21 protein-coding genes and 2 pseudogenes are annotated in these 23,384 nt (G+C 65.4%); 12 read left to right on the top strand and 11 right to left on the bottom strand.

Annotated elements, in window-relative coordinates; genetic code table 11:
* Positions 1-33 precede the first annotated feature (33 nt).
* Complete coding sequence (gene iolB, locus AO684_RS14650) at positions 34-840, top strand: 5-deoxy-glucuronate isomerase (RefSeq protein ID WP_054303474.1); 807 nt, start codon at positions 34-36, stop codon at positions 838-840.
* Here iolB and AO684_RS14655 read toward each other — a convergent pair.
* Complete coding sequence (locus AO684_RS14655) at positions 825-1,190, bottom strand: hypothetical protein (protein ID WP_054303475.1); 366 nt, start codon at positions 1,188-1,190, stop codon at positions 825-827. The two genes, iolB and AO684_RS14655, sit on opposite strands and share 16 nt — an antisense overlap.
* A gap of 80 nt (positions 1,191-1,270) precedes the next feature.
* Here AO684_RS14655 and AO684_RS14660 point away from each other — a divergent pair, with 80 nt between their 5' ends.
* Positions 1,271-2,320, top strand: coding sequence for a cell wall metabolism sensor histidine kinase WalK (locus tag AO684_RS14660; RefSeq protein ID WP_054303476.1), 1,050 nt, complete (start codon positions 1,271-1,273; stop codon positions 2,318-2,320).
* On the opposite strand, the gene AO684_RS14665 is transcribed toward AO684_RS14660, so the two are convergent.
* The 3 genes from AO684_RS14665 to mazG form a co-directional block, all read right to left on the bottom strand.
* The gene (locus AO684_RS14665; protein WP_054303477.1) at positions 2,317-3,264 is read right to left on the bottom strand and encodes a nucleoside hydrolase; all 948 of its coding nucleotides are present in this window, start codon (positions 3,262-3,264) and stop codon (positions 2,317-2,319) included. The two genes, AO684_RS14660 and AO684_RS14665, sit on opposite strands and share 4 nt — an antisense overlap.
* A gap of 195 nt (positions 3,265-3,459) precedes the next feature.
* Positions 3,460-4,461: a Fe(3+) ABC transporter substrate-binding protein gene (locus AO684_RS14670; protein WP_054303478.1), complete on the bottom strand. Its 1,002-nt coding sequence runs from the start codon at positions 4,459-4,461 to the stop codon at positions 3,460-3,462.
* 126 nt (positions 4,462-4,587) lie between these two features.
* A complete protein-coding gene (gene mazG / locus AO684_RS14675) occupies positions 4,588-5,382 on the bottom strand; it encodes a nucleoside triphosphate pyrophosphohydrolase (RefSeq protein ID WP_161806023.1) in 795 nt (264 codons plus the stop codon).
* Positions 5,383-5,510: 128 nt separating this feature from the next.
* Between mazG and AO684_RS14680 the strand changes: the two genes are divergently transcribed.
* From AO684_RS14680 to AO684_RS14720, 9 genes are all read left to right on the top strand, one after another.
* Positions 5,511-6,674 (top strand): M20 aminoacylase family protein, encoded by a 1,164-nt coding sequence (locus tag AO684_RS14680; protein WP_054303480.1) that lies wholly within the window; start codon positions 5,511-5,513, stop codon positions 6,672-6,674.
* Positions 6,675-6,727: 53 nt separating this feature from the next.
* On the top strand, positions 6,728-7,570 hold the full coding sequence (locus tag AO684_RS14685; protein WP_054303481.1) for an oxaloacetate decarboxylase: 843 nt from the start codon (positions 6,728-6,730) through the stop codon (positions 7,568-7,570).
* 160 nt (positions 7,571-7,730) lie between these two features.
* On the top strand, positions 7,731-9,137 hold the full coding sequence (locus tag AO684_RS14690) for an aminotransferase (RefSeq protein ID WP_054303482.1): 1,407 nt from the start codon (positions 7,731-7,733) through the stop codon (positions 9,135-9,137).
* 81 nt (positions 9,138-9,218) lie between these two features.
* Positions 9,219-9,713 (top strand): Dps family protein, encoded by a 495-nt coding sequence (locus AO684_RS14695; protein WP_054303483.1) that lies wholly within the window; start codon positions 9,219-9,221, stop codon positions 9,711-9,713.
* A gap of 114 nt (positions 9,714-9,827) precedes the next feature.
* Positions 9,828-10,793 (top strand): agmatinase, encoded by a 966-nt coding sequence (gene speB, locus AO684_RS14700; RefSeq protein WP_054303484.1) that lies wholly within the window; start codon positions 9,828-9,830, stop codon positions 10,791-10,793.
* Positions 10,790-11,263 (top strand): DUF1499 domain-containing protein, encoded by a 474-nt coding sequence (locus AO684_RS14705; protein WP_054303485.1) that lies wholly within the window; start codon positions 10,790-10,792, stop codon positions 11,261-11,263. Before speB ends, AO684_RS14705 begins: the two co-directional genes overlap by 4 nt.
* Positions 11,264-11,294: 31 nt before the next feature.
* Complete coding sequence (prfA, locus tag AO684_RS14710) at positions 11,295-12,350, top strand: peptide chain release factor 1 (protein WP_054303486.1); 1,056 nt, start codon at positions 11,295-11,297, stop codon at positions 12,348-12,350.
* On the top strand, positions 12,347-13,180 hold the full coding sequence (gene prmC / locus AO684_RS14715) for a peptide chain release factor N(5)-glutamine methyltransferase (RefSeq protein ID WP_054303487.1): 834 nt from the start codon (positions 12,347-12,349) through the stop codon (positions 13,178-13,180). Before prfA ends, prmC begins: the two co-directional genes overlap by 4 nt.
* 234 nt (positions 13,181-13,414) lie before the next feature.
* A complete protein-coding gene (locus AO684_RS14720) occupies positions 13,415-14,206 on the top strand; it encodes a DUF4167 domain-containing protein (protein WP_054303488.1) in 792 nt (263 codons plus the stop codon).
* A gap of 25 nt (positions 14,207-14,231) precedes the next feature.
* Here AO684_RS14720 and rsmA read toward each other — a convergent pair whose 3' ends face one another.
* From rsmA to lptF, 7 genes and pseudogenes are all read right to left on the bottom strand, one after another.
* Complete coding sequence (gene rsmA / locus AO684_RS14725) at positions 14,232-15,071, bottom strand: 16S rRNA (adenine(1518)-N(6)/adenine(1519)-N(6))-dimethyltransferase RsmA (protein ID WP_054303489.1); 840 nt, start codon at positions 15,069-15,071, stop codon at positions 14,232-14,234.
* Positions 15,072-15,133: 62 nt separating this feature from the next.
* Complete coding sequence (gene pdxA, locus AO684_RS14730) at positions 15,134-16,111, bottom strand: 4-hydroxythreonine-4-phosphate dehydrogenase PdxA (RefSeq protein WP_054303490.1); 978 nt, start codon at positions 16,109-16,111, stop codon at positions 15,134-15,136.
* Between the two features lie 3 nt (positions 16,112-16,114).
* A pseudogene (locus AO684_RS22375) lies at positions 16,115-16,342 on the bottom strand (peptidylprolyl isomerase); the annotation flags it as partial.
* Between the two features lies 1 nt (position 16,343).
* Positions 16,344-17,327: pseudogene (locus AO684_RS14740) on the bottom strand (peptidylprolyl isomerase); the annotation flags it as partial.
* A 53-nt stretch (positions 17,328-17,380) separates the two neighbouring features.
* Positions 17,381-19,543: an LPS-assembly protein LptD gene (locus AO684_RS14745; protein ID WP_054303493.1), complete on the bottom strand. Its 2,163-nt coding sequence runs from the start codon at positions 19,541-19,543 to the stop codon at positions 17,381-17,383.
* Positions 19,543-20,637, bottom strand: a complete 1,095-nt coding sequence (gene lptG / locus AO684_RS14750; protein WP_054303494.1) for an LPS export ABC transporter permease LptG — start codon at positions 20,635-20,637, stop codon at positions 19,543-19,545. The genes AO684_RS14745 and lptG overlap by 1 nt, the downstream gene beginning before the upstream one ends.
* Complete coding sequence (lptF, locus tag AO684_RS14755) at positions 20,634-21,755, bottom strand: LPS export ABC transporter permease LptF (RefSeq protein ID WP_054303495.1); 1,122 nt, start codon at positions 21,753-21,755, stop codon at positions 20,634-20,636. The genes lptG and lptF overlap by 4 nt, the downstream gene beginning before the upstream one ends.
* Positions 21,756-21,914: 159 nt before the next feature.
* Between lptF and AO684_RS14760 the strand changes: the two genes are divergently transcribed.
* Complete coding sequence (locus AO684_RS14760) at positions 21,915-23,384, top strand: leucyl aminopeptidase (RefSeq protein ID WP_054303707.1); 1,470 nt, start codon at positions 21,915-21,917, stop codon at positions 23,382-23,384.

Raw genomic sequence — 23,384 nt, forward strand, 5'->3', positions numbered from 1 at the left:
GAGGATATTTTGGAACAGATGAAGGGGCGAAGGATGGGCGATCTTCTGGTGCGGCCGCTGGGCACACGCGGCAAGGTGCATGACGTGACCCCCGACAGCGCGGGCTGGGGCTATGTGGGGTTCGCTCTCTATCGCCTTGAGCCGGGGGACCGCGTGGCCGAGACGACGGGCACGCGTGAAGTCATCCTTGTGCTGGTCGAGGGCAGGGCCCGGCTGACGGCCGCCGGTATTGCCTTCGGTGAAATGGGCGAGAGGATGGATGTTTTCGAGAAGACGCCGCCGCATTGCCTTTATGTGCCGAACGGCAGCAACTGGTCGGCGGAGGCCACCACCTCCTGCACGCTGGCAGTCTGTTCCGCGCCGGGCAAGGGTGGTCATCCGGTGCGGCGGCTGGGGCCTGACGGCATCACGCTGACCCAGCGCGGCAAGGGTGCCAACACGCGCTTCGTCAACAACATCGCGATGGAGATGCAGGAGGTCGCTGACAGCCTGCTGGTGACCGAGGTCTTCACCCCCGCCGGTAACTGGTCAAGCTATCCCAGTCATCGCCATGACGAGGATGATTTCCCCCGAATGACCTATCTGGAGGAGACCTATTACATGCGGCTGAACCCGGCGCAGGGCTTTGGCGTGCAGCGGGTCTATACCGAGGATGGCAGCCTGGACGAGACCATGGCGGTGAGGAACCATGATGTCACGCTGGTCCCGAAGGGGCATCATCCCTGCGGCGCGCCCTATGGCTATGAGATGTATTACCTTAACGTCATGGCCGGGCCGCTGCGCAAATGGCGGTTCCGGAACGACCCGGATCATGACTGGATCTATCAGCGCGACCTGTAACCGGGGTATTGCCCCGGCGTGATCACATGAACCGGAAGGCCGTCGGCCAGCGCGGTCAGTTCTGCCGCGACAAGGGCCGCATCGGGCAGGTCCGGCGCGATGGCGCAGATCCGGCCGGTGTAGCCGAAGGTCCGCAGGCGCTCGATCACCTGCACCGCGTCAAAGCCGCTGCCCAGCAGCGGCAGGGCGACGCAATCCGGGGCAACAACCTCCAGCAGCGTGCGGCTGAGCTGCCGGAAGGCGATGGAAATGACCATCGGCGGCGGCTCCAGGTTTTCGGCGATCCGCATGGCCTCGGGGCAGTCGATGACCAGCACATTCTGCGGGGGATCGGGCGGGTGTTCGGTCATCGGGCAGGGCTTCCTGTTGCGGCAAGGGCAGGAGGGCGGTAAGCCTGCCTCAACCCGGGAGGCCCGAGCGGATGCAGGATATGGATGGTGAAACGGCGCGGATCGTGGCTGAACGCGAGGCTTTCATGCAGGCGGTGCCCCTGCCGATGCTGCATGTCGGCCCCGACATGCGGATCGGTGTGGCCAATGCGCGGGCGGTGGCTCTTCTGGGGCCACAGGCCGTCGGGCGGCATTTCGGGCTGAGCCTGCGCCAGCCGGCGCTGGTGGCCGCGATCGAAGAAGTCATGCACGGCGGCGAGAAACAGCATCTGCGCTGCAATCTCAGCCCCAGCGCGCATGAGGTGGTCTATGACATCACCGTCGGCCCGACGCCGGGAGGCGGGGCGCTGTGCAGTTTCTTCGACGTGACGGAACAGGAGCTGATCGGCCAGTTGCGGCGGGACTTCGTGGCCAATGTCAGCCACGAGCTGCGCACGCCGCTGACCGCGCTGCTGGGGTTCATCGAGACCCTGCAAGGTCCGGCGAAGAACGACGCCAATGCCCGCGAGCGGTTTCTGGGCATCATGTCGCGCGAGGCCGAACGGATGACCCGGCTGGTGCGCGATCTTCTGTCGCTCAGCCGGGTGGAATCGCAGGAGCGTATGCGGCCCGAGGGCGTGGTCGATCTGTCGGGTCTTTTGGCCAGCGTGCTGACGACGCTGCGCCCGATGGCCGAACAGGCGGGGGTGACGCTGGAACTGACCGGCGGCGCGGCGCCGGTAAAGCTGAGGGCCGATGCGGACCAGTTGACCCAGGTGTTTCACAATCTCGTCGAGAATGCGGTGAAATACGGCACGCCCGGCAAGCTGGTCACCGTCAGCATCGGCCGCGAGGCGGCTTTGCCCGGATCGCCGGGCGGTGCGGTCTCGGTGGCGGTGCGCGACAGGGGCGAAGGCATCGAGGCGCAGCACCTGCCGCGCCTGACCGAACGATTCTACCGGGTCGATACCCACCGCTCGCGCGAGAAAGGGGGCACCGGGCTGGGGCTGGCCATCGTCAAGCATATCGTCAACCGTCATCGCGGACGGCTGCGCATCGAAAGTGAAAAAGGGCAGGGCAGCACCTTCACCGTGGTTCTGCCGCTGGGTTAAAGCCGGGTGATGCGCTCGGTCAGCAGCGCATAGAAACCGTCGGCATCCAGATCCCCGATGAACAGTGCATTGGGCTTGCGGTCGGTCACGCCCCACCAGTCGGCGACGGTCATGCCCAGTGTCAGCTCGGACTGCGTTTCGATCTCGACATTGATGTGCCGCCCGGTGAACAACTCGGGCCGGATCAGCCAGGCGATGACGCAGGGGTCATGCAGCGGGGCGCCTTCGCTGCCATACTTCTGCACGTCGAAACGTTCGAAAAAGTCGGTCCATTCTGCCACCATGCGGCCCGGTTCGGTGCCCATGGCGCGGAAAGCCTCGATCCGGGGGCGGGTGGTCAGCGCCTTATGGGTCACATCGAGCGGCATCACCACCAGCGGCGCGCCGGAGCGGAACACGATATCCGCCGCCTGCGGGTCGACATAGATGTTGAACTCCGCCGCCGGGGTAACATTGCCCACCTCGAAATAGGCGCCGCCCATCAGCACGATTTCCTGAATGCGCGAGGCGATGTCGGGCGCGCGTTGCAGGGCGGTGGCGATATTGGTCAGCGGCCCCAGCGGGCAAAGCGTGACGGTTCCCGCGGGTTCGGCCCGCAGCGTCTCGATGATGAAATCGACGGCATGCCGGTCTTGCAATTTCATCACGGGATCGGGCAGTTGCGGCCCGTCCAGCCCGGTCGCCCCATGCACATATTCCGCCGTCACCAGTTTGCGGCTGAGCGGCCGGTCGCAACCCGCAAAGACCTTCACGCCGGGCTGGCCCGCAAGTTCACAGACGATGCGCGCATTGCGGGCGGTCAGCGCCAGCGGCACATTGCCCGCCACGGCGCAGATGCCCAGAACCTCCACCTCTTCGGGGCTGGCAAGCGCCAGCAGGATCGCCACGGCATCGTCCTGCCCCGGATCGGTGTCGATGATGATCTTGCGCGGGCCTTGAGGCATCGGTCTCTCCTGTGCGACTCTGTCGGACACGCTGGCATAGCAGGGCCGGAGTTGCACGTTCAACCCGGAGTTTATCGGCGATCCTGCCTGGCATGTCAGCGGCCTGCAAGGTTTATTCCGGCAGCGGACATTTGACCATATAGTAAAAACGGGCGCCGGAGGCGCCCGTCTGCCGTGCCGGAGCAGGATCCGGGATCAGCCGTCGAAATCGACCTGTTCCATGATCTTCAGCGCCTCGGCGCGGTGCCCGGCGATATCGGCCAGCGACAGGCCATCGGGGGTGAAGGTGCCCCAGCTTGCCACCAGTTCCGACGCGGGCACACCCGGCTTCACCGGGAATTCGTTGTTGGTTTCGGCATAGATGCGCTGCGCCTCGTCCGACGACAGCCATTCCATCAGCTTCAGAGCCGCGTCATGGTTCGGGGCGGCCTTGGTCATGGCAACGCCCGAGATGTTCATATGCGTGGCGCCGCCTTCAAACACCGGGAAGACGATGCGAACGGAATTGGCCCATTCCTGCTGCTCCGGGTCGGCCAGCATCTGCCCCATGTAATAGGTATTGCCGATCGAGATGTCGCATTCGCCAGCCCAGATGCCCTTGACCTGATCGCGGTCATTGCCCGTGGGCTTGCGTGCCAGATTGGCCTTCAGACCTTCTGCCCATTGCGTCGCGGCTTCGCTGCCGTGATGGGCGATATAGGCCGACAGCAGCGCAATGTTGTAATCATTCGTCCCCGAGCGCGAGCAGATGCGGCCCTTCCACTTCGGATCGGCCAGATCCTCGTAAGTGGTGACCTCGCCGTCCTTCACGCGCTCTTTCGAGGCATAGACGATGCGGGCGCGGCTGGTCAGGCCGAACCAGTGATTATTCTTGTCGCGGAACTCGGCCGGGATATTGGCATTCAGAACGTCGGACTGGACGGCCTGGGTCACACCGGCCTCGACCACCTGGCTCAGCCGGGCGATGTCAACGGTCAGCACCAGATCGGCGGGCGAGCGGTCGCCCTCGGCCACCAGACGTTCCACCATGCCCTTGTCCACGAAGGCCACGTTGGTTTCGATGCCGGTCTCGGCGGTGAAGGCGTCCAGCAGCGGCTGGATCAGTTCGGGCTGACGGTGCGAATAGATGTTCACTTCGTCCGCGAAGACGGGAAGGGCCGTCGAGCAGAGGGCGAGTGCCAGCAGGGCGCGCTTCATTGTTGACCTCTTTTGTCAAAAATTCTGGCGCCGTGATAACCCGAGTCTTTCACTTGGGTCAATGCCTGACTGAACGAGTCGGAATTGAGCGGGCAAATTTCTTCGGGAAGAAATTCACATATTCGTTCACGCCGAATTTGGCATCTGCCCCTCGCCTCGCGCCTTTTCTTCCGCCTTGGCCCGGTTCCACAGCGCGTCCATTTCCGCGAGGTCGCTGTCGGCGGGGCTGCGGCCTGACTCGGCCAGCCAATCCTCGATCCGGCCAAAGCGGCGGGTGAATTTGGCATTGGCGGCGCGCAGCGCGGCCTCAGGGTCGATCTTAAGGTGCCGCGCCAGATTGGCGACGACGAACATCAGATCGCCGAATTCCTCGAACACCTCGGCCTCGGTCAGCCGGTCGCGGGCCTCGGTCAGTTCCTGCGCCTCCTCGACGATCTTGTCGACGACCTCGGCGGTCGAGGGCCAGTCAAACCCTACCCGTGCAGCGCGCTTTTGCAGCTTCACCGCCCGCGTCAGTGCCGGAAGTGCCATGGCCACACCGTCCAGTGTGCGGGCCGGGCCGCGTTCGGCGGCCTTGACCCGTTCCCAATCCGCCGTCTGCTGTTCGGCGCTTTTCGCGTTGCTTTCGTCGCCAAAGACATGGGGATGCCGCGCCACCATCTTGTCGGAAATCGCAGAAACCACATCCTCAAAAGTGAAAAGCCCTGCATCTTCCGCCAGTTGCGCGTGATAGACCGACTGGAAAAGCAGGTCGCCCAGTTCAAGCCGCAGCTCGTCCCATGCCTCGCGCGCGATGGCATCGGCGACCTCATGCGCCTCTTCCAGCGTATAGGTGGCGATGGTGGTAAAGTCTTGTTCGCGGTCCCATGGGCAGCCGTCAGGTGCACGCAAGCGGGCCATGATCTCCAGCAGGCGGGGCATGCCTGCCGTAGCGTCATGCACGAGGGCGTCGCTTTCGGATCGGGGCAGGGGACGCTTGGGCATTGCGGAGGCTCCGGTTTTCGGCTTCCCTCCGGGCTTAGACCTGAAACGTGCCGGGAGTCCACCTCATGCCAGTCCTGAACCGCATCGCCGATTTCGCCGAAGAGATGAAGGGATGGCGGAGGCATCTGCACCAGTATCCCGAACTGGAATTCCAGTGCCACCAGACGGCGGCCTTCATCGTGGAGCGCCTGCGCGAGATGGGGGTGGATGAAATCCACGAAGGGATCGCGACCTCGGGCGTCGTGGCCATCATCAACGGGCAGGATGGCGGGCGGACCATCGGGCTGCGCGCCGATATGGATGCGCTGCCTATCGACGAGGCGACAGGGGCGGAACATGCCTCGAAAGTGTCGGGCAAGATGCATGCCTGCGGTCATGACGGCCATGTGACCATGCTGCTGGGCGCGGCAAAATACCTGTGCGAGACGCGGCGGTTTTCGGGCCGGGTGGCGCTGTTGTTCCAACCGGCCGAAGAGGACGGCGGCGGCGGCAATGTCATGGTGCAGGAAGGGGTGATGGACAGGTTCGACATCGCCGAGGTCTATGGCATCCACAATGCGCCGGGTCTGCCCTTCGGCCAGTTCCAGACCACACGCGGGGCGCTGATGGCCTCGGTCGATACTGCCGTCGTCCATGTCACCGGGCGCGGCGGCCATGCGGCCACCCCGCATGAATGCATCGACCCGATTCCGGCTGTGGTCTCGATGGTGCAGGGGTTGCAGACCATTCTGTCGCGCAACATCTTTGCGATGGATGAGGCGGTGCTGTCCGTCACCATGATCCATGCCGGGACGGCGAGCAATATCGTGCCGGAAGAGGCGATGTTTGCCGCCACCATCCGCTGCTTCAAACCCGAGGTGCGGGCGCTGCTGAAAAAACGGATCTACGAGATCATCGAAGGGCATGCCGCAGCATTCAATGTCACCGCGCGGATTGATTATGACTGGGGCTATCCGCCCACGATCAACCATGCCGATCAGGCCGATTTCGCGGCCTCTGTCGCGCGCGAGGTCGTCGGCCCTGCTTTGGTGAATGCCGAGGCCGGGCGCGAGATGGGGTCCGAGGATTTCAGCTATATGCTGGAGGCGCGGCCAGGCGCCTATCTGTTCCTCGGAACCGGGCCGGGCGCGGGGCTGCATCACCCGGCCTTTGATTTCAACGACGAGGCGGCGCCGGTCGGGGCCAGCTTCTTTGCCCGGCTGGTGGAAACCGCGCTGCCTGCGAAATAGGTGTTTCCAATTTGTTCCGGTTGGCCCAGACTTCCTGAAAAGGGAGATGTCACATGGACCAGCCGGCAAAGTTTGAATGGTTCCGGGCGCTGCATCAGGCGCCCGGCGCTTTTGTGGTGGCAAATGCCTGGGATGCAGGCTCGGCCCGTCTGCTGACAGCTGCGGGGTTTGCGGCCCTTGCGACCACCAGCGCGGGCCATGCCTATGCCCAAGGCCTTCGCGATTCCGCCGGGGCGCTTGGCCGCCGGGGCGTTTTGCAGAATGCAGCCGAAATTGCGGCGGCGACCGACCTGCCGGTCAGCGCCGATCTGGAGGATGGCTTTGGTCCGGCGCCGGAGGACTGCGCCGAAACCCTGCGTCTGGCGCTTGCTGCGGGTCTGGCGGGCGGTTCCATCGAAGATGCGACCGGCGACGCCACCGACCCGATCTTTCCCTTTGAACATGCGGTGGAACGGGTGCGCGCCGCTGCCGAGGCGGTGCAGGGGCAGCCTTTTCTGCTGACCGCGCGGGCCGAGAACTTTCTGTGGGGGCGCCCTGATCTGGATGACACCATCGCGCGGCTGCAAGCCTTTGCCGAGGCGGGCGCCGATGTGCTGTTCGCGCCGGGCCTGCGTGACCTGGCAGCAATCCGCAGTGTCTGTGCGTCGGTCGACCGTCCGGTCAATGTGGTGATGGGCTTGACCGGGGCACGTTTTACCGTGGCGGAACTGGCCGGGGCCGGGGTGAAGCGCATCAGCCTGGGCGGGTCACTGTTCCGCACGGGCTTTGGCGCGGTGCAGGCTGCTGCCAGACAGATCCTGAGCGAAGGCTGCTTTGACTATGCTGCTGCCGCGATGCCGGATGCGGAGGTTTCGGCGCTGATGTCGGATCGCCGCCTGCCGGATCGGCTGGCCTAGCCGAATCGCTTTAAAGCGGGCGGCTTCGGCATATCGTGGTGGATCAACCTTTAGGCCACAATATCTATGCAACCACAGCCTTTGGTAGGTGGCTCCGGCTGGCCGACTTTTGATCAAAATGCTACAGTCGCTCCTGACGCCAACCGCAACGGAGCGAGTGATGACCGCCGATTTTCCCCGCAATAGCCCCAGCCCACAGGATGTGCAGGCGATGGACAAGGCCCATCACCTGCACCCCTGGACCAACTTTGGCCCCTTCGAGGAGAAGGGGGCGCTGGTGATGTCGCGGGGCGAGGGCTGTTGGCTGTGGGATGCCGGGGGGCGGCGCTATTTCGATGCTATCGGCGGCATGTGGTGCACCAATATCGGCCTTGGCCGACGCGAGATGGCCGAGGCGATAGCCGATCAGGTGACGCGGCTCGCCTTTTCCAACACCTTCGTTGACACGACCAACGAACCGGCGGCGCTGCTGGCGGCGAAGCTTGCCAGCCTTGCGCCGGGCGATCTGAACCGGGTGCATTTCACCACCTCGGGCTCCACTGCTGTCGATACGGCCTATCGCATGGTGCATTACTATCAGACCGCGATGGGGAGACCCGAAAAGACGCAGATGATCGCGCGGGATTACAGCTATCACGGCTCCACCTATATCTCGCAATCGGTGGGCAAGCGCCCCGGCGACCGCGTGCCATTCTTCCGCTATCAGGAAACCGGCATCCATCACCTGACCGCGCCGAACCCCTATCGCGCGCCGGAAGGCATGGACGAGGCCGCCTTCTGCGACTGGCTGGTGGCGGAGTTCGAGGCGAAACTGGCCCAGATCGGCTCCGAGAAGGTCGGCGGTTTCTTCGCCGAGCCGATTCAGGCCTCGGGCGGGGTGATCGTGCCACCCGAAGGCTATCTGCAACGCATGGCCGCGATCTGTCGCCAACATGACATCCTGTTCGTGGCCGATGAGGTGGTCACCGCTTTCGGACGTCTGGGCCACTGGTTCGCCAGCGAGGCAGAATTCGGCATCCAGCCTGACATGATCACCTGCGCCAAGGGGCTGACCTCGGGTTATCTGCCGCTGGGCGCGCTGATCTTTTCCGACCGGATCTGGCAGGCAATGGCGGCGGATGGCGCGCGCTGGTTCACCAGCGGCTTCACCTATTCCGGCCATCCCGTCGCCTGCGCCGCCGCGCTGAAGAACATCGAGATCATCGAGCGGGAAGACCTGCTGGGCAATGCCACCCGCGTGGGTGCGCTGTTCGAAGCGCGGATGAAGGCACTGGAGGCGCTGCCCATGGTCGGGCAGGTGCGCGGCCGCAAGCTGATGATCTGCGTCGAGAATGTTGCCGACAAGGCCACCAGGGCGCTTCTGCCCGAGGATCTGGACGTGGGCACCCGGATTGCCGACACCTGCGAGGCGATGGGCCTGATGGTGCGCCCGCTGGGCCATCTGAACGTGATGTCGCCGCCGCTGACCCTGACGGCCGAGGATGTCGGGATGGTGGGCGATACGCTGGAGCGTGCCATCCGGCAAGTGGCCGACGATCTGGTGTGCGAAGGCGTGAAACTGGGTTGAGCGGAACCCGCAGGCGGCAATGCACGTTGCCTGACTGACCGCCGGGGCATCCCGCCCCGGCCATCAGGAAAGGAGACTGCCATGACCGATGTTCTGGACACCGTCCCGCAGGCCGACCGGATCGACACCGGGGTTGTGAATGTGCTGGCCATTTCCGAGGGCCTGTCGCAGGCCGTGGCCGATACTTACCGGCTGCTGTTTAAATCCCATGCCTATCACTGGAATGTGGAAGGGCCGCTGTTCCATCCGATCCACCTGCTGACTGAGGAACAGTATAACGATCTGTTCCGGGCCGCCGATGATCTGGCCGAACGGATGCGCGCGCTGGGTCGTCTGGCGCCGTTCCAGCTGGATGCCATGGCCAAAGGCTCGATCATCAGCGACCCGGCCAAGCTGCCCTCGGCGCATGAGATGATCGAGGATCTGGCCTCGGATCACGAGGCGGTGGCCAAGCGGATGCGCAAGGTGATCGCGGCGGCCGAAAAGGGCAATGACCCGGTCACGGCCGATCTGCTGACCGGGCGTTGTGCTGCGCATGAAAAAGCAGCCTGGATGCTGCGCGCTACCGCAAAATGATCAAATTCTGCCGCAAGGCTTGACTTTGGCGACCGGGGCGGCAATCTCGCCGCACCCGGATCCGGCGCGTCTCCGATGACCAGAATGACGACCTTCAGACCCGAGGAGCGTTCCATGGCCCTTGAAGATGCCAAGAACGAAGTCGATACCGCCTTTACCCGTAAAAGCCCGCGCGGCTATGCCTTTGAAAACGCCTTTGCCGGCGCCACCAGCTTTCTGCGCCGGACCTATACCAAGGATCTGACGGGGGTGGATGTCGCCGTGACCGGCGTGCCCTTCGATCAGGCGGTGACGCATCGCACCGGGACCCGCTTTGGCCCGCGCGCCATCCGCGAGGCATCGAGCCTGCAACCCTATGATCCGCCGCAGGGCTGGGGCACCGACCCGCTGGAGGATCTGGCGGTGATCGACTACGGCGATCTGGCTTTCGATTATGCCAAGGTCGCGGATTTCCCCGACCGGCTGACCGATCATATCCGCACCATCCTGAAGGCAGGCGCCTCCAGCATCACGCTGGGGGGCGATCACTTCATCACCTGGCCGATCCTCAAGGCCTATGCCGAGAAATTCGGCCCGATGAGTGTGATCCATTTCGACGCCCATTCCGACCTCTGGGCCGATGACGACCTGACTCGGATCGACCACGGCACCATGATGTATAAGGCGGTCAAGACCGGCATCGTGGACCCGAAGCGATCCGTCCAGATCGGCATTCGCACCTTCTGCGACGATTATCTGGGGATGAATGTCATCGACGCCCGCAAATGCCATGAAATCGGTGTGGCGCGGATCGTCGAGAAGGTGAAAGCCATCGTCGGCGACCATCCGGTCTATCTGACCTTCGACATCGACGCGCTGGACCCGGCCTTCGCGCCCGGCACCGGCACGCCGGTCTGGGGTGGGCTGGCAAGCTGGCAGGCCGCCGCGATTCTGCGCGATCTGGCGGGGGTGAACCTCGTCGGGGGCGATGTGGTCGAGGTTTCGCCGCCCTATGACACCACCGGGGCCACGGCCATTGCAGGCGCCCATGTCGCCTACGAAATCCTCTGCCTGCACCATTGGGCCAAGACCCGGCGATGAAACTGATCCTCGCCGTCACTTTTGGTCTGCCGCTGCTGGCTGTGCTGTGCCTCGCGCTGGCGGTGCGGTTCGCGCCGCTTGATCCGGCGGACTGGCATGTGAGCCTTGCCGAGCCTCTGCGCACCGGCAAGCCGAATGACGTGCGGGTGCGACCCGAGGGCGGCGAGATCGCCGCCCCGGTGTTCCCTGGCCTGACAAACTGGGAACTGGCCGAACGTCTGCAAGCCGTGGCGCTGGCCGAGCCGCGCACGACCCTGATCGCGGGCAGCCCGGCGGAAGGGCGCATGACCTTTGTGCAGCGGTCTGCCCTTTGGGGTTTTCCCGATGTCATCACGGTCGAAACCTTCGCCACACCGCAAGGCGCCAGCCTCAGGCTCTGGTCCCGCGCGCGGTTTGGCTATTCCGATATGGGGGTGAACCGGGCGCGCGCCGAACGCTGGCTGGCCGCGCTGTCCCCATCCGCCTCTTGACCGCGCGCGGCCTTCGCGCCACATCGGTCGCATGGTTCCCTTCGATAAACTCGACCAGATCACCCGCCGCTTCGAATATCTGGAAGCGAAGCTCGGACAGGGCGCCGCCCCGGCCGAGATTGCCGCGCTCAGCCGCGAATATGCCGATCTGAAACCCGTGGTGGCGGAAATCGTGGCCTATCGCAGTGCCCTGGCCGATCTGGCCGAGGCCGAGGCCATGCTGACCGATCCCGAAATGCGCGCCTTGGCCGAGGAAGAGCTTCCCCGCCTGAAAGACCGCATCCCCGAGATGGAGCAGGCCCTGCGTCTGGCGCTTCTGCCGAAAGATGCCGCCGATGCGCGCCCGGCGATCCTTGAGATCCGTCCCGGCACCGGCGGCGAGGAGGCGAGCCTTTTCGCCGGTGATCTGGCCCGGATGTACCAACGCTATGCCGAACGCATGGGCTGGCGCTTCGAGGTGCTGGAACAGCAGCTTTCCGATCTTGGCGGGCTGAAGGAATTCACCGCGCATGTGCAGGGCGAGGGCGTCTTTGCCCGGCTGAAATACGAGGCGGGGACCCATCGCGTGCAGCGCGTGCCGGAAACCGAGGCGGGGGGCCGCATCCATACCTCTGCCGCTACCGTCGCCGTGTTGCCCGAGGCCGAGGAGGTCGACATCGACATCCCCGCCACCGACATCCGCATCGACACGATGCGCGCCAGCGGGGCAGGTGGCCAGCACGTCAACACCACCGACTCGGCTGTGCGCATCACCCATATCCCCAGTGGCATCGTCGTCACCTCGTCGGAGAAGTCGCAGCACCAGAACCGCGCCATCGCGATGCAGGTGCTGCGTGCCCGTCTGTTCGAGATGGAGCGTGACAAGGCCGCTTCGGCCCGCGCCGCCGACCGCAAGGCGCAGGTGGGGTCCGGCGACCGTTCCGAGCGCATCCGTACCTACAACTTCCCGCAGGGGCGGATGACCGACCATCGCATCAACCTGACGCTCTACGCCCTGCCGCAGATTATGCAGGGCGATCTGGGCGAGGTGATCGAGGCGCTGGTTTCGCATGATCAGGCCGCCAAACTGGCGGAGATGGAGGCGTGACCGCTGCCCTAGCCTATCGCGAGGCTGTCGCCCGCCTGACGGCCGCCGGTCTGCCCGATGCCGCACGGGATGCCCGGCTTCTCATGGCGCATGCGCTTGAGATCTCAGCCGACCGGGTGATGCTGGCGCTGCATGATCCGCTGCCCGAAGCGGCGGCGATGCGGCTGGAAGAGGCCGTGACCGCGCGTCTGGCGCGTCAGCCGGTCAGTCAGATCACCGGGCAGCGACAGTTCTGGGGGCGCAGTTTCCGCGTCACCCGTGATGTGCTGGACCCGCGCCCCGAAACCGAAACGCTGGTCGCCGAAGCCCTGGCCGCGCCGTTCTCCCGTATTCTGGATCTTGGTACCGGTTCGGGCGCGATCCTGCTGACGCTGCTCGCAGAACGGTCCGGGGCGACGGGAATTGCGACCGACCTGTCGGACGCCGCGCTGGAGGTGGCGCGCGGCAATGCTGTGGCCCTCGGCCTCACGGACCGCGCGTCCTTCCTGCAAGGCGACTGGTTCGCCCCGGTCAGCGGTCGCTTCGATCTGATCGTCTCCAACCCGCCCTATATCGCCGCCGATGAAATGGCCGGGCTTTACCCCGAGGTCCGCGAATGGGAGCCGCATCTGGCCCTGACCCCCGGTGGCGACGGGCTGGATGCCTACCGCGCCATCGCAGCCGGTGCGCGCGACCATCTGCTGCCGCAGGGCAGGCTTCTGGTGGAAATCGGCCCGACACAGGGGGCCGCCGTTGCCGCGCTGTTCTCCGCCGCCGGGCTGGCACAGGCACGAATCCTCACCGATCTGGACAATCGCCACCGCGTCGTTTCCGCCATTGCACCGCAATGACCGGCGACTTCCGGCCATTTTGGCACAAAATCGAGGTTTTCCCCAATTTTCTGCGCAGAATCTGCTTGTCACGCAGCACGTCGCATGGTTACTCCGGTTTCAGCGGCGGGGCGATTGGCTCGCTCCCCGTTTTCAAGCTGAAAGCATGACAGCATACCTCCGGAGGGAATTTCCCTCGCGCGGCAGACGATGCAGGTCGGCCAGTCACCCCGGACTACCGGATCATAGGACAAGATGAGATCCTCTAAATCCCGCTCGCGTTCGAAGTCGAACCGCCCGCGCACGATGGGCAACATCATCAACCGTGTCTTCGACAGCTCCGGCCCCGAAGGCAAGGTGCGCGGCACGCCGCAGCAGATCATCGAGAAGTACCTCATTCTCGCGCGTGACGCGCAGCTCTCGAATGACCGCGTCGCCGCCGAGAATTTTCTTCAGCACGCCGAGCATTACACCCGTATGCTCAGCGAGGCGCAACGCGAACTGGCGGCCGAGCAAGAGGCGCGTCAGCAGCAATATCAGAACCACAACAACCAGCAGGGCGGCGGCCAGAACAACGGCCAGTCCGGCGGCAATCCCCGCCATCAGGACCGCAGCGACCGGAACGATGCCCGCGACCCGGGGGCAGGCGACCAGCCCGAGGTTCCGGCAGAGGCCATGACGCTGACCGCTGACGAGGAAAGCACGCTGGTCGAAACGCCGGAAATGAAGCGCGAGGGGCAGCCGCAGGCAGGGCAGAACCAGCGCCGCGAGGGCGACCGTAGCCGCCGCGATTTCCGTGGCCCGCGTCCGCAATACGACCGTCGTGCCCCGCGTGGCGAAGGCACTGAAGGCGCCGCCGAACACCCGGTCACGCCCGAAGCACCTGCCGAACCTTCGGCCCCGGCGCCGGTGACGACCGCCCCGGAAGCCCCGGCCACCGAGGCCTCCGCTGCCGAGGCGCCGAAGCCGCGCAAGCCGGCTGCCCCGCGCAAGCCGCGCACGCCGAAACCCAAGACCGAGGCGGAAAAGCCGGAAGCCGCAGAATAAGAAACGGGGCCACGCGGCCCCGTTTTCATTTTGCCATCTCGCGCGCCAGGGCGCAGAACCCTTCCAGCGGGATTTCCTCCGCCCGCGCCGTCGGTGCAATCCCCGCCGCCTCCAGCCGCGCCTCGATGTCCGGCCCCAGCCCCTTCAGTGAGGACCGCAGCATCTTGCGCCGCTGGTTGAAGGCCATGGCGGTGATCCGGCTCAGGATCTTCTCATCCGCCGGAAAGCGCGGCCCCGGCAGCCGGGTCAGATGCACCACCGCCGAATGCACCTTGGGCGCAGGGGTGAATGCCTCGGGTGGCAGATGCAGGACGATCTTCGCCTCGCAGCGCCATTGCGCCAGAAGCGCGAGCCGCCCGTAGTGGTCGCCCCTCGGCTTCGCCACGATCCGCTCGGCTACTTCCTTCTGGAACATCAGCGTCAGGCTTTCCCAGAACGGTGGCCAGTTCGCGGGCGTCAGCCAGCGGATCAGCAGTTCGGTCCCCACATTATAGGGCAGGTTCGCCACCACGCGGATCGGCGGTGTCAGATGCGCCAGCACATCGACCTCCAGCGCATCGCCGTTGATGACATCCAGCTTGCCCGGATACGCCACCTGAATCTCGGCCAGCGCGGGCAGACAGCGGGCGTCTTTCTCCACCGCCAGCACCCGCCGCGCACCTTCCGCCAACAGCCCGCGCGTCAAGCCGCCGGGGCCGGGCCCGACCTCCAGCACATCGCAGCCCGAAAGGTCGCCCGCCTGCCGCGCGATCTTGGCGGTCAGGTTCAGATCCAGCAGAAAGTTCTGCCCAAGCTGCTTCTTCGCCACCAGGTCATGCGCCCGGATAACCTCGCGCAGCGGCGGCAAACCGTCGATCGTCGCCATGAAACCGGCTCCTGCTTTTATTCTGGTCCAAATATCCCGGGTCCGGGGCAACCCCCCGGGGCTTACCGGCCCCGCGCCGCCGCCATGTCATGCGCCATGCGCAGCGCCGCCACAAGGCTTGACGGCTCGGCAATGCCCCGCCCGGCAATGTCGAGCGCCGTGCCATGGTCAGGCGAGGTGCGCACGAAGGGCAGGCCCAGCGTCACATTCACGCCGCCGTCGAAATTCACCGTCTTGATCGGGATCAGCGCCTGATCGTGATACATGCAGATCGCCACGTCATAAGCGGCGCGGGCGCGTGGATGGAACATTGTATCGGCGGGCAGCGGGCCAAAGATCGCCATGCCTTCGGCCGCCAGCCGGGCGACCACCGGCGCGATCACGGTGGCATCCTCATGCCCCATGGCCCCGCCTTCACCCGCATGGGGGTTCAGCCCGGCCACCGCAAGACGCGGTGCGGAAATTCCGAAATCGCGGACCAGCCCGGCATGGGTGATGCGAATGGCCCGCTCCAGCAGATTAGCGGTCAGCGTAGCAGGAACCTCGGCCAGCGGGATGTGGATGGTGACGGGCACCACACGCAATTCCGGCGCAGCCAGCATCATCACCACATCGGCGCCGCCTGCGAGATCAGCCAGAAATTCGGTATGACCCGGAAAGGCAAATCCCGCGCCGTCCTTCAGCGCCTTCTTGTGCAGGGGGGCGGTGCAGATCGCGGAAGCCTCGCCCGTCTGCACCAGTTCTACCCCCCGCCGTATCGCGGCGATGACTCCCGCCGCATTGGCAGGTTCCAGCACGCCGGGGGTGGCAGGGGCGGCGAAGGGCAGTGGCAGAACCGGAAGCCGGTCGGGCGGCACAGCGACCGCCTCTGCCGGGCGGGCGATTTCCGTAAAATCGGTGCCCTGAGGCAGATGCCGGGGATCGCCGATCCAGAAGAAAGGCAAGGCGCGCCCCAGAACGGCACGCGCCTTCACTGCGATTTCCGGGCCGATGCCCGCAGGCTCGCCACAGCTCAGCGCCACCGGCGCCAGATCGGCCATGGCTCAGGGCTCGCGGATCAGGGCGTTGGCGCGCAGCTCGGCCAGATAAAGGTCGCTCTGCGCCTCGACCTTGCGGTTGAGGATCTGGTTGCGGATCGCGCTGCGGTCGACCGGCGTTTCACTGACCGGCTGGCGCGAACACAGCATCAGCATTTCGGTGGCCCCTCCCAGATCACGCAGCACGCTTTCGCCCGGGTCCAGCCGCGCCAGTTCCAGCCCCAGATCGGCGGGNGGGAACCGCCGACATCGGCTTGGTCTCGATCTGAAGCTGGTTTTCCGGCAGGCCGCGCGCCGGGGTATAGAGATCTTTGCAGGTATCGGCATTGGCCCGGATCCGCGCGAAATCGGTGGCGGTGGTCTCGGCCTTCGGCAGGCGCAGCCGGGCATATTCCACCTGCACCATCGCCGGGCTCGCCTCTTTCGAGGCGGTCACGTCGCGCAGCTGGAACAGGGCAACCCCACCCGGAATGGTGATCGGAGCTGAAACCTGACCGGGGCCAAGCGCGAGGATGACGCTGGCGATCTGCGGCGGCAGGTTGCTCAGCGGCATCGGCGCCAGCCGCCCCCCCCGATCCCGCGATGCTGCGGCGGAATAGCGCGCCACGGCCGAGGCAAAGCCACCTTCGGTATTGATCTGCCCCTGAATGCTGCGCGCCTGCGCCATCGCCGCATCCTCCTGACCCGGAGGGGCGGGGATGATCAGTTCCGACAGCGCAACGGTCAGCGCGGTCTTGCGGGTTTCGGCTTCCAGTGCGCGGTCGATCTCGGCCTCAGTCACTTTGGTGGTGGCGCCGTATTTCGCCCGCACCACCTCGCGCCAGACCATCCCGGCGGTTACGAAATCGCGGAAGGTCTCGGGCGCGATTCCGGCCTGGCCGATGACCTTCAGAAATTCATCGGCGGAAAGGTTGGCGCGGCTGGCAAATTCTTCCATGCCCTTGCGCACCTCGGCCTCGGTCGGCTTGACGCCGATCCGCTTGGCCTCCTGAAGGCGCAGCCGGTCTTCGATCAGCCCCTTCATCGCCTCTTTTTCCAGATCGCCCGGCGCGCGCAGGATCTGCATGAACAGCAGGCGCTGCCGGTATTCGTATTCGGTGACCGCCCGGTCATTGATGATGATCCGCGGTGCGAACAGGTTCTGTTGGGCGGCTCCGGGGCCGGAAACAGCGGCCAGCGCGAGGAAGCTTGCGGTCAGGAGGGGCAGAACTCGGGTCATTCGGGCAGTCTCTTGGCTATGGCCTTCGCGGCGATCTGGCGGTTCATGGCAGTTCAGCCCCGGCACTTGCGGGCCGGACCGGGCTTGGCGCTGCCGCCGAAACCGAGCAGATCGACCGAAAGGCCGAAATCCGTAGTTGGCTTCACACTAGTCGAGGAGGTGAAGCGGCGCGAGAGGGAAAGATCGACAAGAAGGCATTCGTTGCGGAACTCGAGCCCGAGGCCCGCGCGCGTGGCACGGTCGGCCTCGAAATCGTAACGGCCGCTCAGCTTGCCGGTCCATGTATCGGTCAGCGCATATCGGCCGTTCAGATAAAGCTCCTGCGTGTCGGCGATGCGGTTTTCCGCGGCATCAGCCTGCAACCAGATGTAGGAGGTGCTGAGCGCGTATTTCTCGCGGTCGAGGTCCAGCCGGAATTCGGCCTTGGTGATGCCGAACGCACCGTCGAACAGCGCGCGGTTGGTCAGTGACAGCCCGCCCGGCACGGTGACCTGCGCGGTGGCGAGCCAGTCCGAGGTGACGCCATCAAGGCCCGAGGCGGTGCTGAACTGGCCGAAATCCTCGCGCCGGAACACCCGGCCCCCGGCGAGCGCGAGGCTCCAGCCCGAAGGGGCATAGCGGGTCCAGCTGAGACCCACATTCAGCCGCGCGCCGTCTTCATGGGCGTCTGACCCTGCGAAACGGTCCAGCGCGAACAGATTGCCCTCGTCAAACTCGACCAGCGCGCTGTCCTCGTTGGGGATATCGCTGCCATCACGGCTGGCCAGAACCAGCTGCATCACCGGCTCGATCACATGCGTGGCGCCGTCCGCGGTGCCGCCCACCCAGGGCCAGCGCAATTCAAGCCCGGTTGCCCCATGCAGACGGCTGTGCGTGCCGCCATAGGTGGCATCCTGCCGGATGTTGTAAAGATCGGCAGAAACCTCCGCCATGGTCGAGACGACAATTCCCGGCCCGGTCACCCAGTTGCGGCGCCAGTCCAGCCGCAACGAGGCGCGCGACATGTCACGGCCATCGGCGATGTCATCGGAATCCACGTCGGTGTCATAATCCAGCGTGGAGGTGCGGTAATGCGAATGGGTCTGGAACATCAGCCCCGCCTCGCCGCCCAGCGGCCCGCCGGAAAAGCGGCGGTGCAGGGTGAAATCCCCGATCAGCGTCGGCAGCGTCGCATTGCTTTCCGGCACGCCGTCGATGTCACGGATCGACCGGAAGTTGATGAACCGGCCCGAGATATATTCGTTGCGCCGGGTGCGGCTGACCTCGATCCGGCTGTCCAGCCGGTCCTTGTCGGAAATGCCGTAATCCAGCAGATAGGCCGGGTCGCTGACCGCTTCGGCCTGGAAGGTCAGGCGAAAGTCACGGGGGAGCGCGAAATCGCCGCTGGCATGCAGATAGCCGCGCGCCTCGCCCGGCAGGATGTCATCACGCGAGGTGGCGCCGGTGACCTCGATCTGGCCGGTGCGGAAGGCCTCGCGATAGCGCAGTTCCAGCGTGCGCCCGTTCTTCGTGCTCAGATAGGGGGTCACTGTCAGGTCGCGTGACGACCCGAGCGTGATGAAATACGGCAGCTTGATCCCGGTGCCGAGACCCGAGGTGGTGCGGATGTCGGGCATCATCACCCCGGTCGCCCGGTCCAGCGTCGGATCGGGCATGCGCAGGCGCGGCAGATAGAACACCGGCACCCCGGCAAAGCGCAGTTGCGCCCGGTCGAAGTAAAGCTGCTGCTCCAGCTGGTCGTGGACCACGCGCTTCGCCCGGATCTCCCACAGCGGGACCGGGTCAATGGTGCAGACCTGACAGGAGGAGGCGACGGTGTCCGTGAGCTGTGTATATCGCCCGCCCGCGCGGAACATCTGCCGTGCGGCAATCTGCATCTGCCGGTTCAGCACCATACGGGCGGAATTCATCACCCCTTCGGTCAGATCGGCGCTCAGATCCGCGGTTTCGGCCCGGACGAAATTGCCGTTGTCATCGGTCAGGTAGATCGGTCCCTCGAACCGCAGCCGGTCGGCGGCGCGATCATAGGTGATGCGCTGCGCCCGGAGCCGCTGGCCGCGATACCGCACCTCGACATCGCCTTGCGCCACCAGCAGGCTGTCGCCGCTGACCGACACCTGATTGGCGGTCAGGGTCGCACGGTCGACCGTCTGGCCATTGCCGCCGAGGGGCAGCAGCGCCAGAGCCAGCGCGAAAAGGGAAGCGCGCCAGCCCATCAGCCGTCCTCCAGATGCAGCAAAAGCCCGATGGCGCAAAGCGTCGCGGTCACCGGCGGGGTCCAGGCGGCCATGGCCACGGGGATCTGGCCGTTCTCACCCAGCACCTGCGCGAAGTTGCGCAAGAAGAAAATGGCGAAACCGCCAAGAATGGCGAACATCACCAGCATGCCGGTGCGCCCGAAGCGCGCGTGGCGCATGGTGAAGCCCGCCGCGATCAGCACCATGGCGGTCATCAGGAGCGGCAGCGCCAGTTGCATCTGGAACCAGACCTGATGGTTGCGCGCTGTGAAGCCCGCGCGTTCCAGCCCGCGGATATAGGAAGGCAGTTCCCAGACCGGAATGGCCGAGGGGCTGCCGAAACTGTCACGGATGGCCGCCGCCGTCAGATCCGAGGCGAACGTGCCACTGGCCATGGTTTCAACCGCCGACTGGGGGTTGGCCGCATCCAGCGACCAGCGCCGGGCCTCGGTCAGCGCCCAGGCACCGGGTTCCAGCCGGGCCTCTGCGGCCTCGACCCGCTCACGCGGAACGCCGGTCTCGTCGAAAGACAGGAAGGTCGCGTCGAACAGCCGGGTTCCATCGGCGCTGGCACGGGCGGCATGGATCACAGTCTGCGACCCGCCGCCGCCCTGACGCAGCCAGAGCCCTTCGTCCGATACCGACAGCACCCGTTCCGCTCCCCGTGCATAGCGTGCGTAAAGCACGTCATATTCCTTGGTCGTCGCCGCCACCAGCGGATTGAGCACCGCAACCGCAAAGGCGCCGATCAGCAGGGATACGATGACCGGCGCCATCAGGAACCGCAAGCCCGACCGGCCCGCCGCGCGCACCACCACCAGTTCCGACGACCGCGAAAGGCCCAGAAACAGCGCGATGGCGGACAGGATCATGATGAGCGGCAGGATGCGGTAAAGGCTGTCCGGCACATTCATCAGCGCCAGTTGCGCCGCCTGCGCCAGACCGGCGCCCTTGTCGGAAAACCGGCGCAGCTGCTCCAGCATGTCGATCAGCATGAGGATGCCGAAGAAGATCAGGAATACCCGGACGAACATCCACAGGAAGCGCCGCGCGACATAAAGGCTCAGCGTCATGTGGTGGCCTCCGCCGGTTTGGGTCGCCTGCGCGGGCGTTGCGACCACCACAGAAGGAAAAGCGAGATCGCAAGCCCGGTCAGCGGCGCGGCATAGACCAGCGGCCAGGCCATCGGGTCGCGCAGGCTTTGCGACATGGCGGTGGTGTGGATCAACTGCACGAAGATCAGAAGCCCCACGGCGATGCCGATCTGCCGCCACAGGCCAAAGCGTGAAAATCCCCCCAGAAGCAGCGCCGAAAAGCCCAGCAGGGCCGCCGCTGTGCCCAGGAAGGGCATGGCAAACCGCGCATGCGCCTCGCTGAGGAAGGCCGCGCGGCTTTCGCCGGTTTCGGCCAGCAGCGCGGGATCGGCGCGCAGCAGGTCAAGCGTCGAGAGATCCTCGACATCGCGATGCGGCAGGGCGCCGGTTTCGATCAGCCGGCCAAGGTCATAGGTGAAATCCTGAAACCGGGTCACTGACAGACGCTCGGTGCCGGACAGGTTCTGCACCATACCGTCGAACATGATCAGCTTGGGGCCGGTATCGCTGCGCGCCAGCAGGGCGCGGCTGGCGGTATAGACGGCACGCGCCGCCGGGTCACGATCATCGGCGATGAACAGGTCACGCAATTCGCCGGTCTCGGTGATCTCGCGGATGAACAGCGTCACATTCTTTGACGGATGCATGAACTCGCCATCTGACAGATAGCGCGAGGTCACGTTTTCCGCGATCTCCGCCGACCGGCTGGCCAGCATGGTGCGGCTGGCGGGCACCAGAACGTGCATCAGAACCAGCATCATCAGTGCGACGATCAGCCCGAACCAAAGAACGGGCCGGGCAAGCCGGAACGAGGAAAAGCCGGTGGCCTGCATCACGATCAGTTCACTGTCGGCCATCAGGCGATTCACGCCGTAAACAGTTGCTGCAAATGCGGAAATCGGCAGTACCAGACGGATGACATTGGGCAGGGTCAGCAGAGAAAACTCAAGGAAGACCAGCGCCGACTGGCCGTCGCCGATCAGCTCGTCGAACAGCCCCACCGCCCGGTTGACCCAGTAGATCGCAACCAGCACCAGCGAGAAGAACCCGAACAACGCCAGCAAATGCGACAGCAGATATCTGTCGAATCTCGACACGCGGACCCTCGCTTCAACCCCGGAACGGGCGCGACGCTAGCCGAAATCCCCGGCGGGGAAAACTGCTATCTGGTCAAGGACGGCGCGGGCGGCTAGCCTCGCGGCGAAAGCCTGCCCGGTTTCAGGGTGGCGGGCAAGACCGACAGCCGGAGAATGAATATGTCGCATCCCGTTCCGATCCAGTTCCAGCCCGTCGATGCCGAGGCGCTGGCCAAGGCCACGGGCCGTATTGTCGTGGTGGTGGACGAGGGCGGCAAGCTGGGCGCAGCCGGGCGGCGGCTTGACCGGCTGATGAAGGGCGCGCTGGCGCGTTATCTGGCGGCGCCGGCCTTTGTGGATCAGAAAGCGGGCGAGGGTACGGTTCTGGCCTGGCCCGCGGGTCTGGCGGCCGAGGCGGTGCAGGTGGTGAAGCTGGACCGCAAGGCCGATGTGGCGCAGGCCCGCAAGGCCGGCGGCGCCATCGGCCGCGCGCTGTCCGAGGCAGGGACGCTGGTTCTGGCCGAAGGCGGACGCCATCTGGCCGAACTCTCGTTCGGGCTGGCGCTGCGGGCCTATGACTTCACCGCGCACAAGACCGGCACGGCGAAAGCGCCTGGCCCGGTGACGCTGATGGTGCCGAACCCCGAGGCGGCGGCGGCCGAGGCGGCGCCGCTGGCCGCGCTGGCGGAAGGCGTGTTCTTCACCCGCGATCTGGTGAACGAACCGGCCAATGTGCTGACCACCTATGATTTCGCCGCCCGTCTGGCCGCGATGCAGGAACTGGGTCTGGATGTCGAGATCCTGGAGGAAGAGGATCTGTCAAAACTGGGCATGCGCGCGCTTCTGGGCGTGGGGCAGGGCTCGGAAAGCCCGTCCAAGGTCGTCGTCATGCACTGGCGCGGCGGCGCGAAGGACGAGGCCCCGCTGGCGCTGGTCGGCAAGGGTGTGGTGTTCGATACCGGCGGCATTTCCATCAAGCCCGCGGGCGGTATGGAAGAAATGACGATGGACATGGGCGGCGCCGGTGTGGTGGCGGGCGTGATGCGAACGCTGGCACTGCGCAAGGCCAAGGCCAATGTCGTGGGTCTGGTCGGGCTGGTGGAAAACATGCCCGACGGGCGCGCGCAGCGTCCGGGCGATGTGGTGCGCTCGATGAAGGGCGACACCATCGAGGTCATCAACACCGATGCCGAGGGGCGGCTCGTTCTGGCCGATGTGCTGTGGTATGCGCAGGAACGTTTCAACCCCTGCGGCGTGATCGACCTCGCCACGCTGACCGGCGCAATCATCGTGGCGCTGGGGCATGAAAACACCGGCGTATTCTCGAACAACGATGCCTTCTGCGAACAGTTCCTGAAGGCGGCAAAAGCCGAGGGCGAGGGCGCGTGGCGCATGCCGATGGGTGACGCTTATGACGCCAAGCTGAAATCGCGCATCGCGGATATGAAGAATATCGGCGGGCGCGATGGCGGCTCGATCACCGCGGCGCAGTTCCTGCAACGCTTCGTGAAGGCGGAAACGCCGTGGATTCACCTCGACATCGCCGGGACGGCGCTGTTGCAGGCCGATACGGCACTGGCGCCCAAAGGGGCAACCGGCTGGGGCGTCGCCGCGCTGAACCGGATGATCCGCGACAGGTTCGAGAAGTAA

Source organism: Gemmobacter sp. LW-1, from assembly GCF_001303875.1.
Taxonomy (GTDB): Bacteria; Pseudomonadota; Alphaproteobacteria; order Rhodobacterales; family Rhodobacteraceae; genus Gemmobacter; species Gemmobacter caeni.